This is a genomic window from Pseudomonas sp. NPDC087029 (assembly GCF_044745345.1).
GTDB lineage: Bacteria > Pseudomonadota > Gammaproteobacteria > Pseudomonadales > Pseudomonadaceae > Aquipseudomonas > Aquipseudomonas faucium.
Window position 1 is genome coordinate 14,378 of sequence record NZ_JBIVAB010000014.1, and the last position, 17,252, is coordinate 31,629.

Sequence of the window (17,252 nt, forward strand, 5' to 3'; positions counted from 1 at the left end):
GCGCTGCTCCAGAGCGCCAGTAACTGGAGGCAAATTCACCGGGGCCAGCGCAGGCGCACCGACCAGCCGCAGCGCCTGGCGGCATCGCTGAAGCCCACCTCGATCTGCCCACCGGAGCGTTGCACCAGGGTCTGCACGATGGACAGCCCCAGCCCCGAGCCCGGCACCTGGTGGCCCTGGCCGCGATAGAACGGGTCGAACACGCGGCCCCATTCTTCTGGCGCAACGCCTGGGCCGTCGTCGCTGACCACGACTTCCACCGCTTGCGGCGTGCTCAGGATGCGCACATCCACCTGCCCGCCTGGCGGGGCATGGTTGATGGCGTTTTCGACCAGGTTCTTGATCACCGCGCGCAGCTCCAGTTCGCGCAGCGGCAAGCTGGCATCCTCGCCTTCGACCCCGATGTCGAGCTGCTTGCGCGTGGCCAGCGGCATCAGGTCTTCCAGCACCCGGCGGCAAGCCGCGTGCACCGACACATTGCCCGCCAGCGGCTCGGCCAGTTGCGCACCGGCCAGGGCCAGCAACTGCTCGACCAGCTTGCGGCTGCGGCCGATACCGCGGCGCAACTGCTGCACTTGCGCCTGGGCAGCGGCGGGCATCGGCTCGGCTTCCAGCGCTTCGGCCTGCAGCGACAGCGCCGTCAGCGGCGTGCGCAGTTCATGGGCGGCATCGGCGACGAAGCGTTTTTGCCCCTCCACGCTGCGCGACACGCGCCCGAGCAGGCGGTTGATGGCCTGCACGAACGGGCGAATTTCGCAGGCCATGGCCTGGTCATCGATCGGCCGCAGGTCGTGGTCTTCGCGCCGGTCGAGCGCGGCGGCCAGGGTGGCCACGGGCTTGAACAGCTTGCGGATCAGGTCGGCGACCACCAGCAACAGGATCGGAAACAAAATGGCGAACGGCAGCAAGGCGCGCCAGGCGCTGCCCCGCGCATCACGGTTGCGGCTGCCGATTTCCTGGGCCACCACGAAACGCGCGCCCGAGGCGTCCTTGCCGACCCAGACGCGAAACGGTTCATGGCCCACGTCCACCGTCGACAGGCCGTCGGCCACGGACGCGGGAATGGGCAGTGGCAGGCGGCTGTCATCGCCATGCACGGCGTTGGCGCCATCGGCCAGGTACTGGATCACGATGCGGGTTTCCTCATCGTCCTCGGCAGCGCCCGGCGTGGCAGCGGGATAATGGAAGCCCAGGCCCTGGCGGGTGTGCAAGGCGGCGACCTGGCGCAGGCTGTTGTCCTGGAACTCCAGAGCTTCATCAAAGGCCGAGAGGTAGCTGAACACGCCCGAGAGCGTGGCCACCAGCAAAATCGCCAGGCCCAGCGCCAGCGACAGGCGCAGTTGCAGCGAATGCTTCAGTCGCCTTTCGAGACCATCCATCCCAGCCCCCTGACATTGCCAATGACATCCTTGCCCAGCTTGCGCCGCAGCCCATGGATGAGAAATTCCACGGCGTTGCTCTCGACCTCGTTGCCCCAACCGTACAGCCGGTCTTCCAGCTCGCCGCGCGAAAGGATCGCCCCGGGCCTGACCAGCAGGGCCTGGAGCAAGGCGAATTCGCGGGCAGACAGTTGCACCGGCGGCTGGCCCTGCACCCACGCGCGCTTGAGCGCAGGGTCGAGGCTGACCCGGCCATTGCCCAGCTCCGGCGCTGCACAGCCGCCCTTGCGGCGCATGACGGCGCGCATCCGCGCCAGCAGCTCGGCCATCTCGAAGGGCTTTTGCAGAAAGTCGTCGGCGCCGCCGTCCAGCCCGCGCAGGCGGTCCTCCAGCCCCGGGCGCGCGGTGATGATCAGCAGCGGCACCGGGTTGTCGGCGCCGCGCAGGCGCTCGAGCAGTTGCAGGCCGTCCTGGCCGGGCAGGCCGAGGTCGAGCAGCACCTGGTCGTAGGCCTGGGTGCGCAGCGCCGCTTCGGCCGTCAGCCCATCAGCGACCCAGTCGACGGCATAGCCCGCGGCCTGCAGGGCCGCCTGCAGGGCCTGGGCGATCATCCCGTCGTCTTCGACCAACAATATGCGCATGCGGCCTCCAGGGGCGCGAACCGGTGAGGCAACGATAGCCTCCCAGGGTCAGCCTTGTCGCGGGCCTTGCAAGCTGTCGAAGGCCTTGAGCAGGTCATCCATCGCCGCCTTGCAGGCCGCCTGCTGCGGTTGGCTCGCGCGCAGGGCGTCGAGCGCGCGGTCGATGGCCTTGTCCAGCACGTGCCAGTCGCTGGCGGCGCGCGGCTTGATGCCGGCCTCGGCATCGTCCCAGGTCTTTTCCAGGTCCTTGATGCGCACCTTGGCGCCGGGCAGGTCCTGGGCCTGGACCTTGGCGGCGACATCGTCGGCGATGCTGCGAAACGCGCTCAGGTCACCGAGCTTGCTGGGCGCATGCACCCCGGCGGCGCCTGCTGGCGGGGCATCGGCCTTGGAGCAGCCTTGGCTTGCGCCGAGCACGGCGGCCAGGCAGGCGATGGACAGGCTGGTGAGCAGTTTGTGACGAATAGCCATGGGGGTTACCTCGTGATCGGGGAGCAGGTTCAAGGTGCGACGCGTTTGGCCTGGACGGCGCCGAACTGGGCAACGGCGACCAGGATGAAAATGACGCAGAGGAAGATCGCGCTGGTCCAGCTGGCGCCCATGCCCAGGCCGCCGTAGTCGCGGGACTGGGTCAGCAGGTCGCCCAGCGAGGCGCCGAGCGGGCGCGTGAGGATGTAGGCGACCCAGAACACCAGCACCGTGTTCACGCCCAGGCGCCAGGCCAGCAGGCACGCGGCGATCAGGGCGCTGAAAATCAAGGTGCCGAGGTCGAAGCCCAGGCCCAGCGCTTCGGTCGCCAGGTCGCCTGCGGCGGTGCCCAGGGCGAAGGTGCACAGCACCGTGGTCCAGTAGAACAACTCGCGCCGGGCAGTGACGATGCGGCGGATAGAGAGGGTGCGCTCCAGCGCGTACCAGGCGGCGAAGTTGCCGATCAGCAACAGCGAGAAGGCCGCCGTGCTGGCGTACAGGCTGATGTTCAGTTCATCGGTGAGGATGTCGGTGATCTGCGTGCCGAGGATGCTCACCAGCACCACGCACAGCCAGTAGATCCAGGGCTCGCACTCGCGCTTGCGCATCTGCAAGGTGAGCGCGGCGGCCAGCAGCAGGGCCATCACCACACTGGTGGTGCCCAGGCCCCAGCCGATGTCGACGGCGAGAAAATCGGCGAAGGTCTCGCCCACGGTGGTGGACATGACCTTGATGATCCAGAAGGACAGCGTCACTTCCGGGACTTTGTTGAGCCAGCCAGTGCTTGGCGCGTGCATCGCGGGTGCCTCCTTGGTGCCTGAGGTGGATTCAAGGAGGCACGCTACCGGGCGAAACTTAGCTGGGCCTGAGCAGGCTCATGTGCAGCAGCGGGAATGGCCGGCCTTCGCCGTCCAGCGGGGAGCGGCCGGTCTGCACGAAGCCGTAGTGCAGGTAGAAGCCCACCGCCTGCGGGTTCTGCTCGTTGACGTCGACGCTCAGCGCCTGGCGTGAGGCGCGCACATGGTCGAGCAGCGCCCGGCCGATGCCTTGGCCATGCAGGTCGGGGTCGACGAAGAGCATTTCCACGTGGTCGTCGCTCAGGCCGATGAAACCCAGCGGGGTGTCATCGGTATCGACCGCGACGCTCAGCGCGACAGCGGGCAAGTAGCTGTCGCGCAGCGGCGCGATCAGCGCCTGGATATCGGCAGGTTGCAGGAAGTGGTGGGTGGCGCGCACCGCGCGCAGCCAGATGTCGAGCAGCAGCGGATGGTCCGCGGCAATGCCCTGGCGAATGATCATCGAATCATCCTCGTTCACAGGTTGATGGAAACGTGGCACGCCGTAGAGGGCGAGCCTGTGGACGTCGGCATGGTGTATGCCCGCTTCGCGAATCAACGCCTGGGCGGAGCACGGCACAGTGGCCGAAAAGGAAGGAGGCGGCATTCTAATCGGTTGTTCAGGAGCCGTGAACCACCCTGCCCTGCCGCGCCTTAAGGGCTTGGCAGACGAATGCCAGCGCGCGTTGAAAGACGGGGTGGCAATCGGCGTAGGGCAAAGCGTCGAGCGAAGCCCAGAAGAACGCGAAGCAGTGGCCGTGGTCATCCAGCGTCTGGTGCGTCCAGGTAGCCGGCAGTGCGCGCTCGACGCGGCACAGGTGATACGACCACACCTGGCCTGCGTGGCCGGCATCCCAGCAGCCCAGGTCGTCCTGCACCTGGGCGTCGCTGATGCCGGACTCTTCCGCCAACTCACGCAATGCCGCAGCGCGCGGGGCTTCTGCGGGCTCGATGGTGCCCTTCACCAGTTGCACGCCGGCCAGTGGGTGGCGGAACAGCAGGAGCTTGGGCGGTGATTCGGGTGAGAGCAGGATTGGGCAGGCTTTGTTTGGGTGCATGGTGATTTCGATCGATGCGATCCGTTGCTGGTGGTTCAGGCTCAATCGACAGACCAGAATAACTCCAGCCTTGAGTAGTCATTCCGTAACCTGCTTGCCATTTCGAAGGTTGCAGTCATATCGTAGTTACCTTCCTCCACAACAAGCTCAATTAAGTCGTATTGTAAGTCCTCTCTCAAATGTTCAATCAGGCAACCAGCAGATAGGACTGCGTGATCCTTCGCTGAATCTTCCATAGGGTCTCCAAGGGCACCCTGAAAAAATCGAGCCAGATTGTTGAGCTCATCGACATGCAATGCATCCTGCATTGATATCTTCAGAAATCTATGCGCCTGCTTGAAGTCATATTGGTAACGGAACAACAAACCGCCTTCTGGATAAGCGAGGTGGGATGAGTCCGCCAACTCCTTTAGGAAAGCGACCGTTCGACTTGAAAGCATTTTTCCACCGTACAAATTTCGACTGTTCGCACCATTGAGTGCTCCTAGGCACCCCGTGATCAACATCATACTCGACCGGCATGAACGCATGTTTGATGAGAAGCAGCTTTTGACCGTTTGCTGTCCTCCGTGGAGGGCCGCTTTGCGTCGAAAGCAGTCAGTCGAGAGTGGCCGCTATAGACCCGAAGCGGACGGTCCTGCCATTTCCCTCAGCATATGCCAGCGGCAACCGTGGTTCAGGTGACCCCATGCTTTCAGAAACTAACTTGGCCGAGATCGACCGAAACTAAAGTGCTGAAGAAGATGGGCGGCGAGCGCGTGTCGTGGCTTGGAGGTTGAGTGACCTCAATAACTGGAAGAGCGCGCGGAAATGGGTATAAACGGGTGTGTTAATAGGTGCCGTCTGGTCTGGACCAGCAAAAGGCCTGGCTCAGTAGAGGTCGCACTCTTACTTCACCAGACCTTGGGCGCCATTCAGCTCTTTGCTGCAATCGTGCCTGATACGCCCGCACCTACGGCTGCCCCTGTGCCGGCAACAACGGCAGTACCGACTGCCATTCCGCCACCACCGGCAGCAACTGCCCCCCCACCAAGCGCTGCGAGCGAAGCGTTAGTCAATGCCGCGCCGGAAAGTGTGCTGATCGCGGTGCCTGTGCTTGCCGCACCCAGCAGCCCTGCTGCACCAGCTGTTGCAGCAATCGCCGGAGCTGCAACCAACGCAGCGCCTCCGGTTGCTACGGTCGCAGCGACGACAGCAATGGTTTTGCCCGGATTCTCAGAAATCGCATCTACGACATCGCCCACAAGGCCGCCAGCAACACCTGGAGGGCCAAAGAAGAATTCGTCTAACGAACTAAACAGACCCATATCACCCACTCCTTGACTGAGACCTGGAACACTATAGAGGCAATATGACATCAAGGAAATAACCTACTCGATACCTGCTCTTGATTCTAGCCCAGCTAGCTTCTGCGAATGGTGGCGCCGCGACACCCTACGCCCCGGCGACGGCGCCTACTGAATCGCCCCCTAAATTCGCAGACTCTTGTTGGTTGGTAGCTCCTGGCCGCGGTCAAGGTAAACGGCAGCTGTGGGTCGATAGCGGCCGGTCGCGACTGACAGCTATCGACCCAAAGCGGCCGCTCGCGAAGGGCAGAAATAGGCAGAGGCGGTCGGTTACCCATCCCACAGTCGATCACTACCGATCACTATGTAGCGCCATATGTAAATCTCATCAAGAATATGTCGAGCCTGGCAGCGGTTTGGACGCTAGCTTTATGAGTTGCGAGAGATTCAAGGATTATCCAAGGTGCAGTTATCAAGGGTATTCGTCATAAGCCGTGCTTTGTTTATGGTCTTTCTGATCAGTGGCACTGCGCTGGGTGAAACGTCGCAGATCGGTTTGTCGGTGTCTGCGCAGGTCAGTGCGGCGGCTGCAGCGCCTGACGACATCGTTGGACAAGGGATCCAGGCCGCACTTGAACCCCTGGCATCGTCATTTCCTCCCTTGATTACCTCTCGTAAACATCAACGCGCGGACATCAATCGCGTTGTTCTTGATTTCTACTCCCATCGCAGCTATCGCGCTGCCTGGACAGACGGGCGCGATATCACCCAGTTGCTCAAGAGCCTGAATGACATACAAGCTGACGGCCTGAACCCTGCGGACTTTCGGGGCGACGAGCTGGCCGAGGCTCAATCGTTTTTGCAGGCCTCCTCGACGCCAGCACAAACGGCGGCTTTTGATATCGCGCTGACCCGCACCTACATCACCGCGCTCCTGCAATTGCGGCGCGGCAAGGTCAATCCGTCGCGGCTGGATTTTCATTGGAACTTCGACCCGATCGGTGTTGATCCCCGTGAAGATGTGAACAGTTTCTTTGCTGCCCTGGATGCTCACGATGTGGCCCGTGCGTTCGCCCAGGCGCCGCCGCAAGAGGCGCTTTATAGCAGCATGCGTGAGGCATTGGCGCAGTTGCGTCAGGTTCGCGATGCCGGTGGTTGGCCGAAAGTCGCCGAAGGGCAGTCACTCAAGCCGGGGATGGACGGCGCTGTGGTCGCACAGTTGCGTGCTCGTCTGGTGGCCGGTGGTTATCTGCAGCCGCATAAGGGCAAACGCAATGCTTACGACGATAAAGTCATTGCTGCGGTGAAGAAGTATCAGGTCGATCAGTATCTTGGCGTGGATGGCGTGGCTGGGGCGGCGACCCTGGCGGCGCTGAATGTGCCTGTCGAGGCACGGATTGATCAGGTCCGGGTGAACATGGAACGGGCGCGTTGGCTGCTCTACAAACTCCATGGCACTTTTGTCGTTGTCGATATCGCCGGCTACAAAGTGGCGTTCTACCGCGACGGCGAACCCATCTGGCGTTCCCGAGTACAGGTCGGCAAGCCTGTGCGCAGCACCCCGGTGTTTCAGTCCGAGATCACCTACATCACCTTCAACCCCACCTGGACTGTGCCGCCGACGATTCTGGTCAAGGATATGCTGCCAAAGATTCAGCAGAACCCGGGTTACCTTGCAGCCAGCCGGATCAGGGTCCTTGATCGTGCTGGCAACGAACTCGATCCGGCGAACGTCGACTGGTACAACGCGCGCGGCCTCACGCTGCGCCAGGACGCCGGCCCTACCAACTCGTTAGGGCAGGTGGTCATTCGTTTCCCCAACGACTATGCGATTTACCTGCACGACACGCCGCATCGCGAGTTGTTCGCCAATCCCGTGCGCACCACCAGCTCCGGATGTATTCGGGTGGAGAATCCACTGCAGTTGGTCGAGTTGTTGTTCAACGACCCGGTGCGCTGGAACAGCGAGGGGATTCAAAAGCAGTTGGCCAATGGCAAAACCAAGAACATCAAGCTTCCGGTCAAGGTACCGGTGTTGCTGGCCTATTGGACGGTCGACTTGAGCACCGAGGGGCGGGTGACGTTCAAGCCCGACATTTATGGCTACGACACGCCGCTATTGCGGCAGTTGAATTTGCCTTCAGTACTGCCCGCCTTGGCGTTGCCGCAGGCAGAAACGACTAGGGTGGTCACAGGGCAAAGCCAGATTTAGGCACCCCATGCGCAACTGGAATTCGCGACGCCTGCAGGGACATCTTCATCTTCACACCCCTGCACAGTTCCTATAATCCGCACATCCCCAGCCCTACCAGGAGCCCACCGTCATGCCTCACGTCCATGACGCTGCCCAGACCGGATACTCCCGCCAGGCCCAGACCTATACCCAGGGCCGGCCAACCTACCCCCAAGCGCTATCCACCTGGCTGCACCAGGCGCTGATGATCGACGGGCAAACCCGCGTCATCGACCTTGGCGCCGGCACCGGCAAGTTCACTCGCCTGTTGCAACCACTGACCGACCGGCTGATTGCCGTCGAACCCGTCGAGGCGATGCGCCAGGAGTTCGCCAAGTGTGTGCCCGGCATAGAGGTGCTTGCCGGAACGGCACAGGCACTGCCCTTGCCCACCGCCAGCGCCGAGGTGGTGCTGTGCGCCCAGGCCTTCCACTGGTTCGCAGACGCCCAGGCACTGGCGGAAATCCATCGGGTGCTCACCCCTGGCGGGCGCCTGGGGTTGGTGTGGAACGTTAGGGATGAATCGGTCGATTGGGTCGCGGCGATCACCCGCATCATTGCCCCTTACGAGGGCGATACACCGCGCTTTCATACCGGCCGATGGCGCGACGCGTTCGACGGCTCTGGTTTCTCTAAGCCTGAACTTACCTGCTTCGAGCATGCTCACATCGGCAGCGTCGAAACAGTGATCATGGAGCGGTTTCTGTCGGTCAGTTTCATCGCCAGCCTGCCGCCTGCGGACAAGGCCGAGGTTACCCGGCAACTGCGCGAACTGATCCAGACGCACCCGGCGCTGCGGGGCGTGGAAACCCTCGCGTTTCCCTATCAGACCCAGGCGTACCTCTGCCAGCGACTTGGCTGAGGTTGCGCCCGTTCAAGGATCCACCGCCCACAGGTACGCCGACTGATCAGGTACAGCGGACCACTTGTGGGAGCGGGCTTGCCCCGCGAAACAGGCGACGTGTTGGATGGCACCGGCTGCGCCGGTGTTCGCGGGGCAAGCCCGCTCCCACAGGCATTGTGAGGCAATTGCTCTGAGGGGCAGCACGATGCTCAGGTGCCGCTGGTGACGCGTGTCCACAACCGCGTGCTCATGCGCATGCCGGCGGGCGACAGGGTCTGGATCGGGAACAGCGTGTCGAGCACCTGCTGGGGCGGGTACACCGCCGGGTTGTCACGCAGCGCCTGGTCCACGTAGGGCAGCGCGGCCGCGTTGCCGCTGGGGTATTTCACCGCGTTGGTGATGTGCGCCATCACCTGCGGGTCGAGCAGGTAGTTCAGGTAGGCATAGGCCGCCTCCAGGTGCGGCGCGGCCTTGGGTATCACCACCATGTCGACCGCCACCGTGGAGCCTTCGCGGGGGATGCTGTAGCCCAGGTGCACGCCGTTGTTCGCCTGCTGGGCGCTGGTCATCGCCTGCAGCACGTCGCCGCTGAAACCGACCGCCACGCAGATATTGCCGTTGGCCAGGTCGCTGACGTACTTGGACTGGTGGAAGTAGCTGATCGACGGGCGAATGCTCAGCAGCGCCGTTTCAGCCTTCTTCAGGTCTTCAGGGTTCTGGCTGTGCGGGTCCAGCCCCAGCACCTTGAGGGTGATCGGCACCATCTGCGTCGGATTGTCGAGGAAGGCCACGCCGCAGGCGCTGAGCTTGCGGATGTTTTCCGGGTTGAACAGCAGCTGCCAGGACTGGGTGACATCGGTGTTGCCGAAGATCGCCTTGATCTTGTCGACGTTGTAACCGATGCCCGTGGTCACCCACATGTAGGGCACGGCATAGCGGTTGCCGGGGTCGCTGGCCTGCAGCAGCTGCATCAGCTTGGGGTCGAGGTTGTGCCAGTTGGGCAGGCGGCTGCGGTCGAGCTCCTGAATGGCGCCGGCCTTGATCAGCCGGGGCAGGAAGTGGTTGGACGGGCTGACCAGGTCGTAGCCGCTGCCGCCGGTCATCAGCTTGGCCTCGGTGGTCTCGTTGCTGTCGATGAGGTCGTAGGTGGGCTGTATGCCGGTGCGGCGGGTGAATTCGGCCAGGGTGTCGTCGGCGATGTAGCCGCTCCAGTTGGCGATGTTCACCGAGTCGGCGGCCTGGGCGGCCAGGCTGAACAGCGCCGTGCAGAACACGGCCATGCGGGTGCGTTTCATCATCTTGCCCTCTGTTGTTATTAGTGTGCGCACGGGGGCGCCGGGGTCAACGTTCGTGCTTGGCGCGGTGCACTTCCCAAGCCATGCGCAGGGAAGCGCCGATGTCGAAGAACGGGCGTGGCGGCAGGTAGCCCGGCTGCGCCTGGGCCAGGACATCACCCAACAAGCGCGACTCGGCGCCGCTGGCCATCTCGACCAGCAGGCGGCCCCACAAGGTGCCGCGGGCAACGCCCGAGCCGTTGCAGCCGGCGACGGCATGCAGGCCCTGGTCGATGCGGCCGAAGCAGGGTTCGCCGGAGCGGGTGCCGCTGAGGTGGCCGGTCCAGGTGTATTCGATGTCCTGGGCGCCCAGCCCGGGGAAGCGCTTTTGCAAGCCCTGCACATGCTGCTGTTGGCGCAGCTGCAACTGCGCCGGCTGGAGGTCCCGCTGGCGGTACTCCACGGTGTTGCGGATCAGCAGCCGGCGGCCCGGCAACAGGCGCAGGGTGGCGCCACCCGGCAAGGTCGAGAGCACGCCCCAGGCGCGTTCGCCGAACAGGCTCTGCCAGTGGGGCTCGCTCAGCGGGCGGGTGATGCTGGCGCTCAGCTCCAGCGCGAAAGTGCCGCTGTGGTGCACGCCCACCCTGGGCAGGAAGGCGCCGACACAGGCCAGCACCTGCCCGGCAACCACCTCCGCAGCCTCGGTCCGTGCTTGCCAGCCCTGGCCTGCACGGCGAAGGCTCAGCACTGCGCTGTGCTCGAACACCTCGACCCCAGCCGGCAGGCTGTCGGCCAGGCCGCGCACGTACTTGGCCGGCTGCAGCAAGGCATTGCCGCCGGCGCAATGGATGGCGCGGCTGTAGAAGGCGCTGCCCAGGCGCTGCTGCAGGGGCTCGCCTTCCAGGTACTGGGCGCTGGCGCCTACGGCCTGAAGGGTGTGGAGCACGGCATCTATCTGCTGCAGGTGCGCAGGCTGGTGCACGGCGAAGTGGTAGCCCGCATCGTCGTATTCGCAGTCGATCGCCAGTTCGCCCATGCGCTTGCGCACTTCAAGGCCGGCTGCCACGCCAATGCGCGAGGCCACCTCGAAGCCGGCAAAACCGGGCTTGCCGAGCAGCTCGCCGGGGGCAGGCATTTCATGGCTCACGGCAAACCCCGAGTTGCGCGCCGAAGCGCCCTGGGCGACGCGTTGCCGGTCGAGCAGAATGATGCGCTGCCCGGGAAAGCGCGCAGCCAGGGTGTGCGCGGCCGCAAGCCCGGTGATGCCACCGCCGATGATCAGCCAGTCGCTGGCCTGCCGGCCTTGAAGACGCGGATGCGCGGCGGACTCCCCCGCCAGCGCGATCCATCCACAGCGGTTGTCGATTGCCATCAGCTCCTCCACAATCAATGCGCACGGGTTATCGACGTTAAATCGGAATGCGCTTATGGGGCTCAATCTACGGGGGCCTCAGGCGTGTTTCTAACGCTAATATTTCATTCAGCCATTCCCAAAACGCATGGATAAATTCTTTCGCCCGCCTTCGCTCCAGGCCCTGCAGGCACTGGTGTATGTGGCAGACAGCAGCAGCTTTACCGAAGCGGCCAGGCAGCTGCACCTGACCCAGAGTGCGATCAGCCGGCAGATTCAGCAGTTGGAGGAGCACTACGGCGTGGCCCTGTTCGACCGCACCAGCCGCCGCGTGGCACTGACCGACCAGGGCCGGGATGCGTATGGCGTGGCCAAGGCGATGCTCGAGGAAACACGTGCACTGGCCCAGCGGCTCTCGCCCGAGCCGCAGGACCGGCCGTTTCGGATTCGCATCTTCGTGTCGCTGGCGGTGCGCTGGTTGCTGCCACGCTTGAGCAGCTTCTATGCGCGCAACCCCGAGCTGTGCCTGTCGATCGAGACCGTCAGTGGCGAGGTGGTGGAGACCAGCGGCGATTGCGATGCCTATGTGCTGTATTTGCGCGAAGGGCTCGATGAACGCCCGCTGACGGTGCTGTTCGATGAGTACCTGGTGCCTGTGTGCGCGCCGACCCTGGGCGATGGCCAGCCCCTGCCCCGCTCGCTCGAAGCGTTGGGCCACCACGCACTGATCCATGGGTCGACCGGGCGGCATGAGTGGAACCTGTGGTTGAAGGCCCATCACGATCAGCCTGAACGGGCCTACAAGCACCTGATGTTCAACCTCGACGACCTGGCGCTGGATGCGGCTGCGCGGGGCTTGGGGGTGGCGATGACCGACCGGATGCTGGCGCATGATGCGCTGCTGCGCGGCGACCTGGTGGTGCCGTTTGGCCAGCCGCTGAAGACCGGGGCCGTGTATGCGCTGTGGCTGCGCGACAGCGGCGTCGCGCACCCGGCGTGCACGGCGGTGTTGCGCTGGTTCGAGGAGCAGTTGGAGATGACCTGGGATGAAGGCGAGGCTGGCTAACAGCCATCTTCAACGTTCTTGTCGGCACTCGATTAGTTAAATATGATACTACGTCTCATTTGCATCGATACCGTGACCGCCCATGGCATCCGTCGATACCGCTCAGTTCACCGCTCTGTACGAACAGCAACACCGCTGGTTGCGTAGCTGGCTGTATCGGCAATTGAGCTGCTCACACCGCGCTGCCGACCTGATGCAGGACACCTTCATGCGCCTGTTGGTCAGCCAGGAGGCGTTCGAAATCCGCCAGCCTCGGCCCTTCCTGGCCAAGGTGGCGCGCAGTGTCCTGTGCAACCACTACCGCCGCGCACGCCTGGAAAAAGCCTATCTGGATGCGCTGCAGGCGCAAGACCCAGGCGTGCTGCCGGATCTGGCGACCCAGTTGATCGTTTTCGAGACCCTGGTACGCCTCGACGAAGCGCTCTGCGAACTGGATGTCGCCGTCAAAAAGGCGTTTCTCTGGTCGCAACTCGACGGCCTCAGCCATGGGGAAATTGCCGAGCGCCTGGGTATTTCAATCGCTACCGTCAAACGCCACATCATCAAGGCGGGCGCCCGATGCATGCTGGTTGCGGGCCCGCTGCAATGACCATCGCCACCAATGCCCTTGCCAGGGAACCTGCGCTATCGCCGAAAATGTGCGAGGAGGCGATGGAGTGGTGGCTCGATATGCAGGAGGCCCCTTTCGATTCATCGGCACAGGCCGCTTTCATGGCATGGCGCAGTGAACACCCCTTGCATGAGCTGGCCTGGGAAAAAGCCTTGGCGCTGGGCGAGCAGCTCGATTCACTGCGCACCCGCGGCGATGCCAACCTGGCCCGCCAGGCCCTGCTGCTGCCCTCCCAGGAAGGGCTGAGCAGGCGCCGAGCAATCAAGGGCCTGGCCTTGCTGCTGGCTGCAAGCGCCGGCGCATGGGCGAGTCGCGACAGCGAAATGGTGTCGCGCATGAGTGCCGACTACACCACCGGCGTGGGCGAGCAGCGAGCTGTTGCGCTGGCCCCGGGCCTGTCGCTTGAGCTCAATACCCGCAGTGCATTGAACGCTCGGGCGACTGAGCATCGCTGGCACCTTCGGCTGCTCAGCGGCGAGGTGTTGATCGACACAGCCTTGAACCCGGCGGTATCTGTCGACACCGCCCAGGTTCGCGCGCAGACGCCCTCGGCGCGGTTCACGGTGCGCCAGTTCGACAATGGCTCGACCCAGTTGGCGGTCTATCGGGGCTCGCTTCAAGTCACGCCCATCAAGGCTGGCGACTGGACGCCCCTGCAAGCAGGGCAACAGGCACGTTTCGGGCAGGTGGGAGTGCTCGATCAGCGTGCAGTGCAAGCCTCCACTGCCGCCTGGGCCGAGGGCATGATCGTCGCCGACGGGCAACCGCTGCAGGCGTTTCTCGATGAACTTGGCCGCTATCGCCATGGCCACCTGGGGTGCGACGCCGCCTTGGCCAACCTGCAAGTGTGGGGCACCTACCCGCTGGCAGACAGTGACCGGATCATCGAGGCCGTGGCCCAGACACTGAAGCTGGATGTACAACGCTTCACGCGCCTGTGGGTCAATTTGCGCCCCCCGCCAGCTAACGTTTGACGTTTTTTCGTCCTCGATGAGCCGTTTTGATTTCTGGCGAGACTCATAGGCCATACATCAAAAATCATCGGGAACCTTCGCATGCGCCACCGCCGTCTTTCGTCCTGCTACAACACCTCGCTCGCGGCTTGCGCCGCAGCGGTGCTGCTCGCCACTTCATCGCCCGTGTGGGCCGCCGCCGACAGCAGCGTGCAGCACTACGAAATCCCCCCGGCGCCGCTGGGTACTGCGCTCAATCAACTGGGCCAGCAAGCCCATTTGCTGTTGTCGTTCCCCAACGACTTGATTGCCGGGCACAGCAGCCCGGGCCTGAGCGGCGACTACACGGTCGAGGGTGCTTTGCAGGCACTGCTTGCGGGCAGCCAACTGATTGCGGTGCGCCTGCCGGATGGGCGCTACACCCTGCAGCCGGCGCCGGCCACTACTGGCATCGAGCTTCAGAGCATTTCGATTTCGGGCAAGGCGCCCGGGTCGACCACAGAAGGCACGGGGCTCTACACCACCTACTCCTCCAGCAGCTCGACCCGCCTGAACCTGACGCCCCAGGAAACCCCGCAGTCGCTGACCGTCATGACCCGCCAGCGCCTGGATGACCAGCGCCTGACCAACCTCAGCGATACCCTCGATGCCACGCCGGGCATCATCGTGTTGCGCGACGGGCTGGGCGCCGAATCCGACGGTTACTTCTCGCGCGGCTTCGAGATCCAGAACTTCGAGATCGATGGCGTGCCCACCGTCAAGCGCATGGACAACTACACCCAGAGCATGGCCATGTATGACCGCGTGGAGGTGGTGCGCGGTGCCACCGGCCTGATCAGCGGCCTGGGCAGCCCGTCAGCGACGATCAACCTGATCCGCAAGCGCCCGACCGTCGAGGCTCAGGCCAGCGTCTGGGCAGAAGCCGGTAACTGGGACCGCTACGGCACCGGCTTCGATGTGTCCGGCCCGCTGACCGAAACCGGCAATGTACGCGGGCGCCTGGTTGCCGACTTCAAGACCGAGAAGTCGTGGGTGGACCGCTACAAGCAGGACTCGCAACTGGTCTATGGCATCACCGAGTTCGACCTGACTGAGGACACCCTGCTGACCATGGGCTTCAGCTATCAGCGCACGGACGTCGACTCGCCGATGCGCTCCGGCCTGCCGACGCGTTTTACCGACGGCTCACGCAGCAATCTCAAGCGCTCGCTCAATTCGGCGCAAACCTGGTCCTACAACGACCATGAACAAACCAGCTTCTTCACCTCGATCGAACAGCAGTTCGCCCATGGCTGGAGCGGGAAGGTCGAACTGACCCACTCGGAAAACAAGTTCGACGAAGTCTTCAATTACGTCAACGGCGGCCTCGCCCCGGACGGGAGCGGCACCACGCAGTTGCCCGTGCGCTTCTCCGGTATCCCGCGGCAGAACAACATCGATGCCTACCTGACCGGCCCGTTCGGCCTGCTGGGCCGAGAGCACGAGCTGATCGCCGGCGTGACCTTGTCCAACGCCTACGAGAACGTGCCAAGCTACGGCGGCTGGAAATACGACTACTCCGGCTCGCCGGCCGGCGCGATCGACAACCTGCTGAACTGGAACGGCAACTCGGCGAAACCTTCGTTCGACGTCACGGGCAAATCCACCGCCGACGAAACCCAGTACGCCGCCTACCTCGCCACGCGCCTGCACGCCACCGACAACCTCAGTGTCTTGCTAGGTAGCCGGGTGATCGACTGGCATCGCGACATCGAAGACAAACCCTACAACGCCGAAAAGACCAAGACCAAGGAATCGGAAACCGGTGTCTACATCCCGTATGCCGGCGTGGTGTATGACGTCAACGACACGTGGTCGCTGTATGCCAGCTACACGAAAATCTTCAACCCGCAGTCGTCGTGGGTGCGCGACATCGACAACAAGCCACTCGACCCCATGGAAGGCACCGGCTATGAAGTGGGTGTGAAAGGCAGCCACTTCGACGGCAGGCTGAACTCCAGCGTCGCGCTGTTCAAGATCGAACAGGACAACCTGGCGATCTGGATCGACACCCCAGGCGGCAACACCTACAAGTCGGAACAGGGCACCACGACCAAGGGCGCGGAATTCACCCTGGACGGCGAGCTGGTCGAAGGCTGGCAGGCGTCTGCCGGTTATGCCTATGCGGTCAGCACCGACGCCGACGACCAGCGCATCGTCACCACCCTGCCCCGCCACAGCCTGAAGACCTTCACCAGCTATCGCCTGCCAGGAGTTCTGGACAAGGTCACCCTTGGCGGCGGCGTGAACTGGCAGAGTAAAACCGGTGCCGACCTGCACACCTTCACCCAGGGCAGCTACGCCGTGACCAACCTCTTGGCGCGCTACGACTTCAACCCGCACCTGAGTGCGTCAGTGAACCTGAACAACGTGTTCGACCGCCAATACCTCAGCTATGCCGGCGACCACGGCATGTATGGCGCGCCAAGAAACATCATGACGGGTATCCGGTACAACTTCTGACGCTCGCGCGCAGCGTGCCTTGAGTACGATTGCCGTTGCGGTGTTTCAGCCAGGCTGTGCACCAATCAACAGCTGCGCCGTCTGCAAACAGCACTTTTCGGCCTTGCGGGCGCTGAAAGCCTTGTGGTCCAGCGCCCACTCCAGCCAGAAGCCATCAATCAGGGCAGTGATGATCAGCGCGCTGCCCTTGGCATCCAGGGCCAGGGCTCGTTCGGCCGCGATGGCTTTGAACACCCCTTCAAGCTCCTTGCGGTAGTCGGCGTAAAGCTTGCGATTGAGCTCGCGCAGTTGTTCGGAAGACACCGCCGCGCTCCAGAAGCCGAGCCAAGTGGTGAGGATGAACTCGTTGAAGATGCTGCCTCGGAACGAGGAGCGGATGATCGCGGTGAGACGCTCCACAGGCGTACCACCCTTGGTTTGCAGATAGCGGCGGGTCTCCTCGCGCAACTGGTTGGTGAGCTCCTGATAGGTGGCGAGCATCAGTTCGTCCTTGCTGGAGAAATGATGGCCGATCAGCCCGACCGACACCTCGGCCTCGTCGCAGATACGTTCGATCGTGGTGCCGGCGTGGCCGAAGCGCGTGATGCAGCGCATGGTGGCTTCGACGATGGCCTTGCGCCGTGTCTCTGGATCGACTCTGGTCCTGCGCTTTCGGGGCTTATCGTTCGGGCTGTCCACGCTCATGGCTGAATCCGCTTCTCTCACTAAAATGGCAAACCCGCCCGCTGCAGCGCAGCGGGCGGGGGCGTCA

At 63.5% G+C, this 17,252-nt stretch carries 17 protein-coding genes; 6 read left to right on the forward strand and 11 right to left on the reverse strand.

Going from position 1 to position 17,252, the window contains the following annotated elements:
• Positions 1-35 precede the first annotated feature (35 nt).
• The 8 genes from ACIPG5_RS19980 to ACIPG5_RS20015 all read right to left on the reverse strand — a co-directional run bounded on the left by ACIPG5_RS19980 (position 36) and on the right by ACIPG5_RS20015 (position 5,689).
• Positions 36-1,379: a sensor histidine kinase gene (locus ACIPG5_RS19980; protein ID WP_401377451.1), complete on the reverse strand. Its 1,344-nt coding sequence runs from the start codon at positions 1,377-1,379 to the stop codon at positions 36-38.
• Positions 1,355-2,020 carry a response regulator gene (locus ACIPG5_RS19985; RefSeq protein ID WP_401377453.1) on the reverse strand — a complete coding sequence of 222 codons (666 nt, stop codon included), beginning with the start codon at positions 2,018-2,020 and terminating at the stop codon, positions 1,355-1,357. The genes ACIPG5_RS19980 and ACIPG5_RS19985 overlap by 25 nt, the downstream gene beginning before the upstream one ends.
• A 48-nt stretch (positions 2,021-2,068) precedes the next feature.
• On the reverse strand, positions 2,069-2,491 hold the full coding sequence (locus ACIPG5_RS19990; RefSeq protein ID WP_286915354.1) for a hypothetical protein: 423 nt from the start codon (positions 2,489-2,491) through the stop codon (positions 2,069-2,071).
• Positions 2,492-2,520: 29 nt separating this feature from the next.
• The gene (locus ACIPG5_RS19995) at positions 2,521-3,285 is read right to left on the reverse strand and encodes a hypothetical protein (protein WP_401377456.1); all 765 of its coding nucleotides are present in this window, start codon (positions 3,283-3,285) and stop codon (positions 2,521-2,523) included.
• Positions 3,286-3,343: 58 nt separating this feature from the next.
• Entirely contained in the window at positions 3,344-3,787 is a 444-nt protein-coding gene (locus tag ACIPG5_RS20000; protein WP_314619590.1) for an acetyltransferase, read from the reverse strand.
• 157 nt (positions 3,788-3,944) lie between these two features.
• On the reverse strand, positions 3,945-4,382 hold the full coding sequence (locus ACIPG5_RS20005) for an NUDIX domain-containing protein (protein ID WP_401377658.1): 438 nt from the start codon (positions 4,380-4,382) through the stop codon (positions 3,945-3,947).
• Between the two features lie 41 nt (positions 4,383-4,423).
• Entirely contained in the window at positions 4,424-4,891 is a 468-nt protein-coding gene (locus ACIPG5_RS20010) for a hypothetical protein (RefSeq protein WP_401377459.1), read from the reverse strand.
• A 405-nt stretch (positions 4,892-5,296) separates the two neighbouring features.
• On the reverse strand, positions 5,297-5,689 hold the full coding sequence (locus ACIPG5_RS20015; protein WP_236237039.1) for a hypothetical protein: 393 nt from the start codon (positions 5,687-5,689) through the stop codon (positions 5,297-5,299).
• Between the two features lie 484 nt (positions 5,690-6,173).
• Here ACIPG5_RS20015 and ACIPG5_RS20020 point away from each other — a divergent pair, with 484 nt between their 5' ends.
• Both ACIPG5_RS20020 and ACIPG5_RS20025 read left to right on the forward strand, forming a co-directional pair.
• Positions 6,174-7,880: a murein L,D-transpeptidase gene (locus tag ACIPG5_RS20020; protein ID WP_401377463.1), complete on the forward strand. Its 1,707-nt coding sequence runs from the start codon at positions 6,174-6,176 to the stop codon at positions 7,878-7,880.
• Between the two features lie 112 nt (positions 7,881-7,992).
• Positions 7,993-8,763 carry a class I SAM-dependent methyltransferase gene (locus tag ACIPG5_RS20025; protein ID WP_401377465.1) on the forward strand — a complete coding sequence of 257 codons (771 nt, stop codon included), beginning with the start codon at positions 7,993-7,995 and terminating at the stop codon, positions 8,761-8,763.
• A gap of 191 nt (positions 8,764-8,954) precedes the next feature.
• On the opposite strand, the gene ACIPG5_RS20030 is transcribed toward ACIPG5_RS20025, so the two are convergent.
• Both ACIPG5_RS20030 and ACIPG5_RS20035 read right to left on the reverse strand, forming a co-directional pair.
• Positions 8,955-10,043 (reverse strand): polyamine ABC transporter substrate-binding protein, encoded by a 1,089-nt coding sequence (locus ACIPG5_RS20030; protein ID WP_401377468.1) that lies wholly within the window; start codon positions 10,041-10,043, stop codon positions 8,955-8,957.
• A gap of 43 nt (positions 10,044-10,086) precedes the next feature.
• Positions 10,087-11,385, reverse strand: a complete 1,299-nt coding sequence (locus tag ACIPG5_RS20035; protein WP_401377661.1) for an NAD(P)/FAD-dependent oxidoreductase — start codon at positions 11,383-11,385, stop codon at positions 10,087-10,089.
• Positions 11,386-11,518: 133 nt separating this feature from the next.
• Between ACIPG5_RS20035 and ACIPG5_RS20040 the strand changes: the two genes are divergently transcribed.
• The 4 genes from ACIPG5_RS20040 (at position 11,519) to ACIPG5_RS20055 (ending at position 16,501) form a co-directional block, all read left to right on the forward strand.
• Positions 11,519-12,436 carry a LysR substrate-binding domain-containing protein gene (locus ACIPG5_RS20040; RefSeq protein WP_401377471.1) on the forward strand — a complete coding sequence of 306 codons (918 nt, stop codon included), beginning with the start codon at positions 11,519-11,521 and terminating at the stop codon, positions 12,434-12,436.
• Between the two features lie 82 nt (positions 12,437-12,518).
• The gene (locus tag ACIPG5_RS20045; RefSeq protein ID WP_176514001.1) at positions 12,519-13,025 is read left to right on the forward strand and encodes a sigma-70 family RNA polymerase sigma factor; all 507 of its coding nucleotides are present in this window, start codon (positions 12,519-12,521) and stop codon (positions 13,023-13,025) included.
• Between the two features lie 62 nt (positions 13,026-13,087).
• Positions 13,088-14,020 (forward strand): FecR domain-containing protein, encoded by a 933-nt coding sequence (locus ACIPG5_RS20050; RefSeq protein ID WP_401377663.1) that lies wholly within the window; start codon positions 13,088-13,090, stop codon positions 14,018-14,020.
• Positions 14,021-14,101: 81 nt separating this feature from the next.
• On the forward strand, positions 14,102-16,501 hold the full coding sequence (locus ACIPG5_RS20055) for a TonB-dependent siderophore receptor (protein ID WP_401377475.1): 2,400 nt from the start codon (positions 14,102-14,104) through the stop codon (positions 16,499-16,501).
• A gap of 45 nt (positions 16,502-16,546) precedes the next feature.
• Here ACIPG5_RS20055 and betI read toward each other — a convergent pair whose 3' ends face one another.
• Positions 16,547-17,185: a transcriptional regulator BetI gene (gene betI / locus ACIPG5_RS20060; RefSeq protein WP_314618986.1), complete on the reverse strand. Its 639-nt coding sequence runs from the start codon at positions 17,183-17,185 to the stop codon at positions 16,547-16,549.
• Between the last annotated feature and the right edge of the window lie 67 nt (positions 17,186-17,252).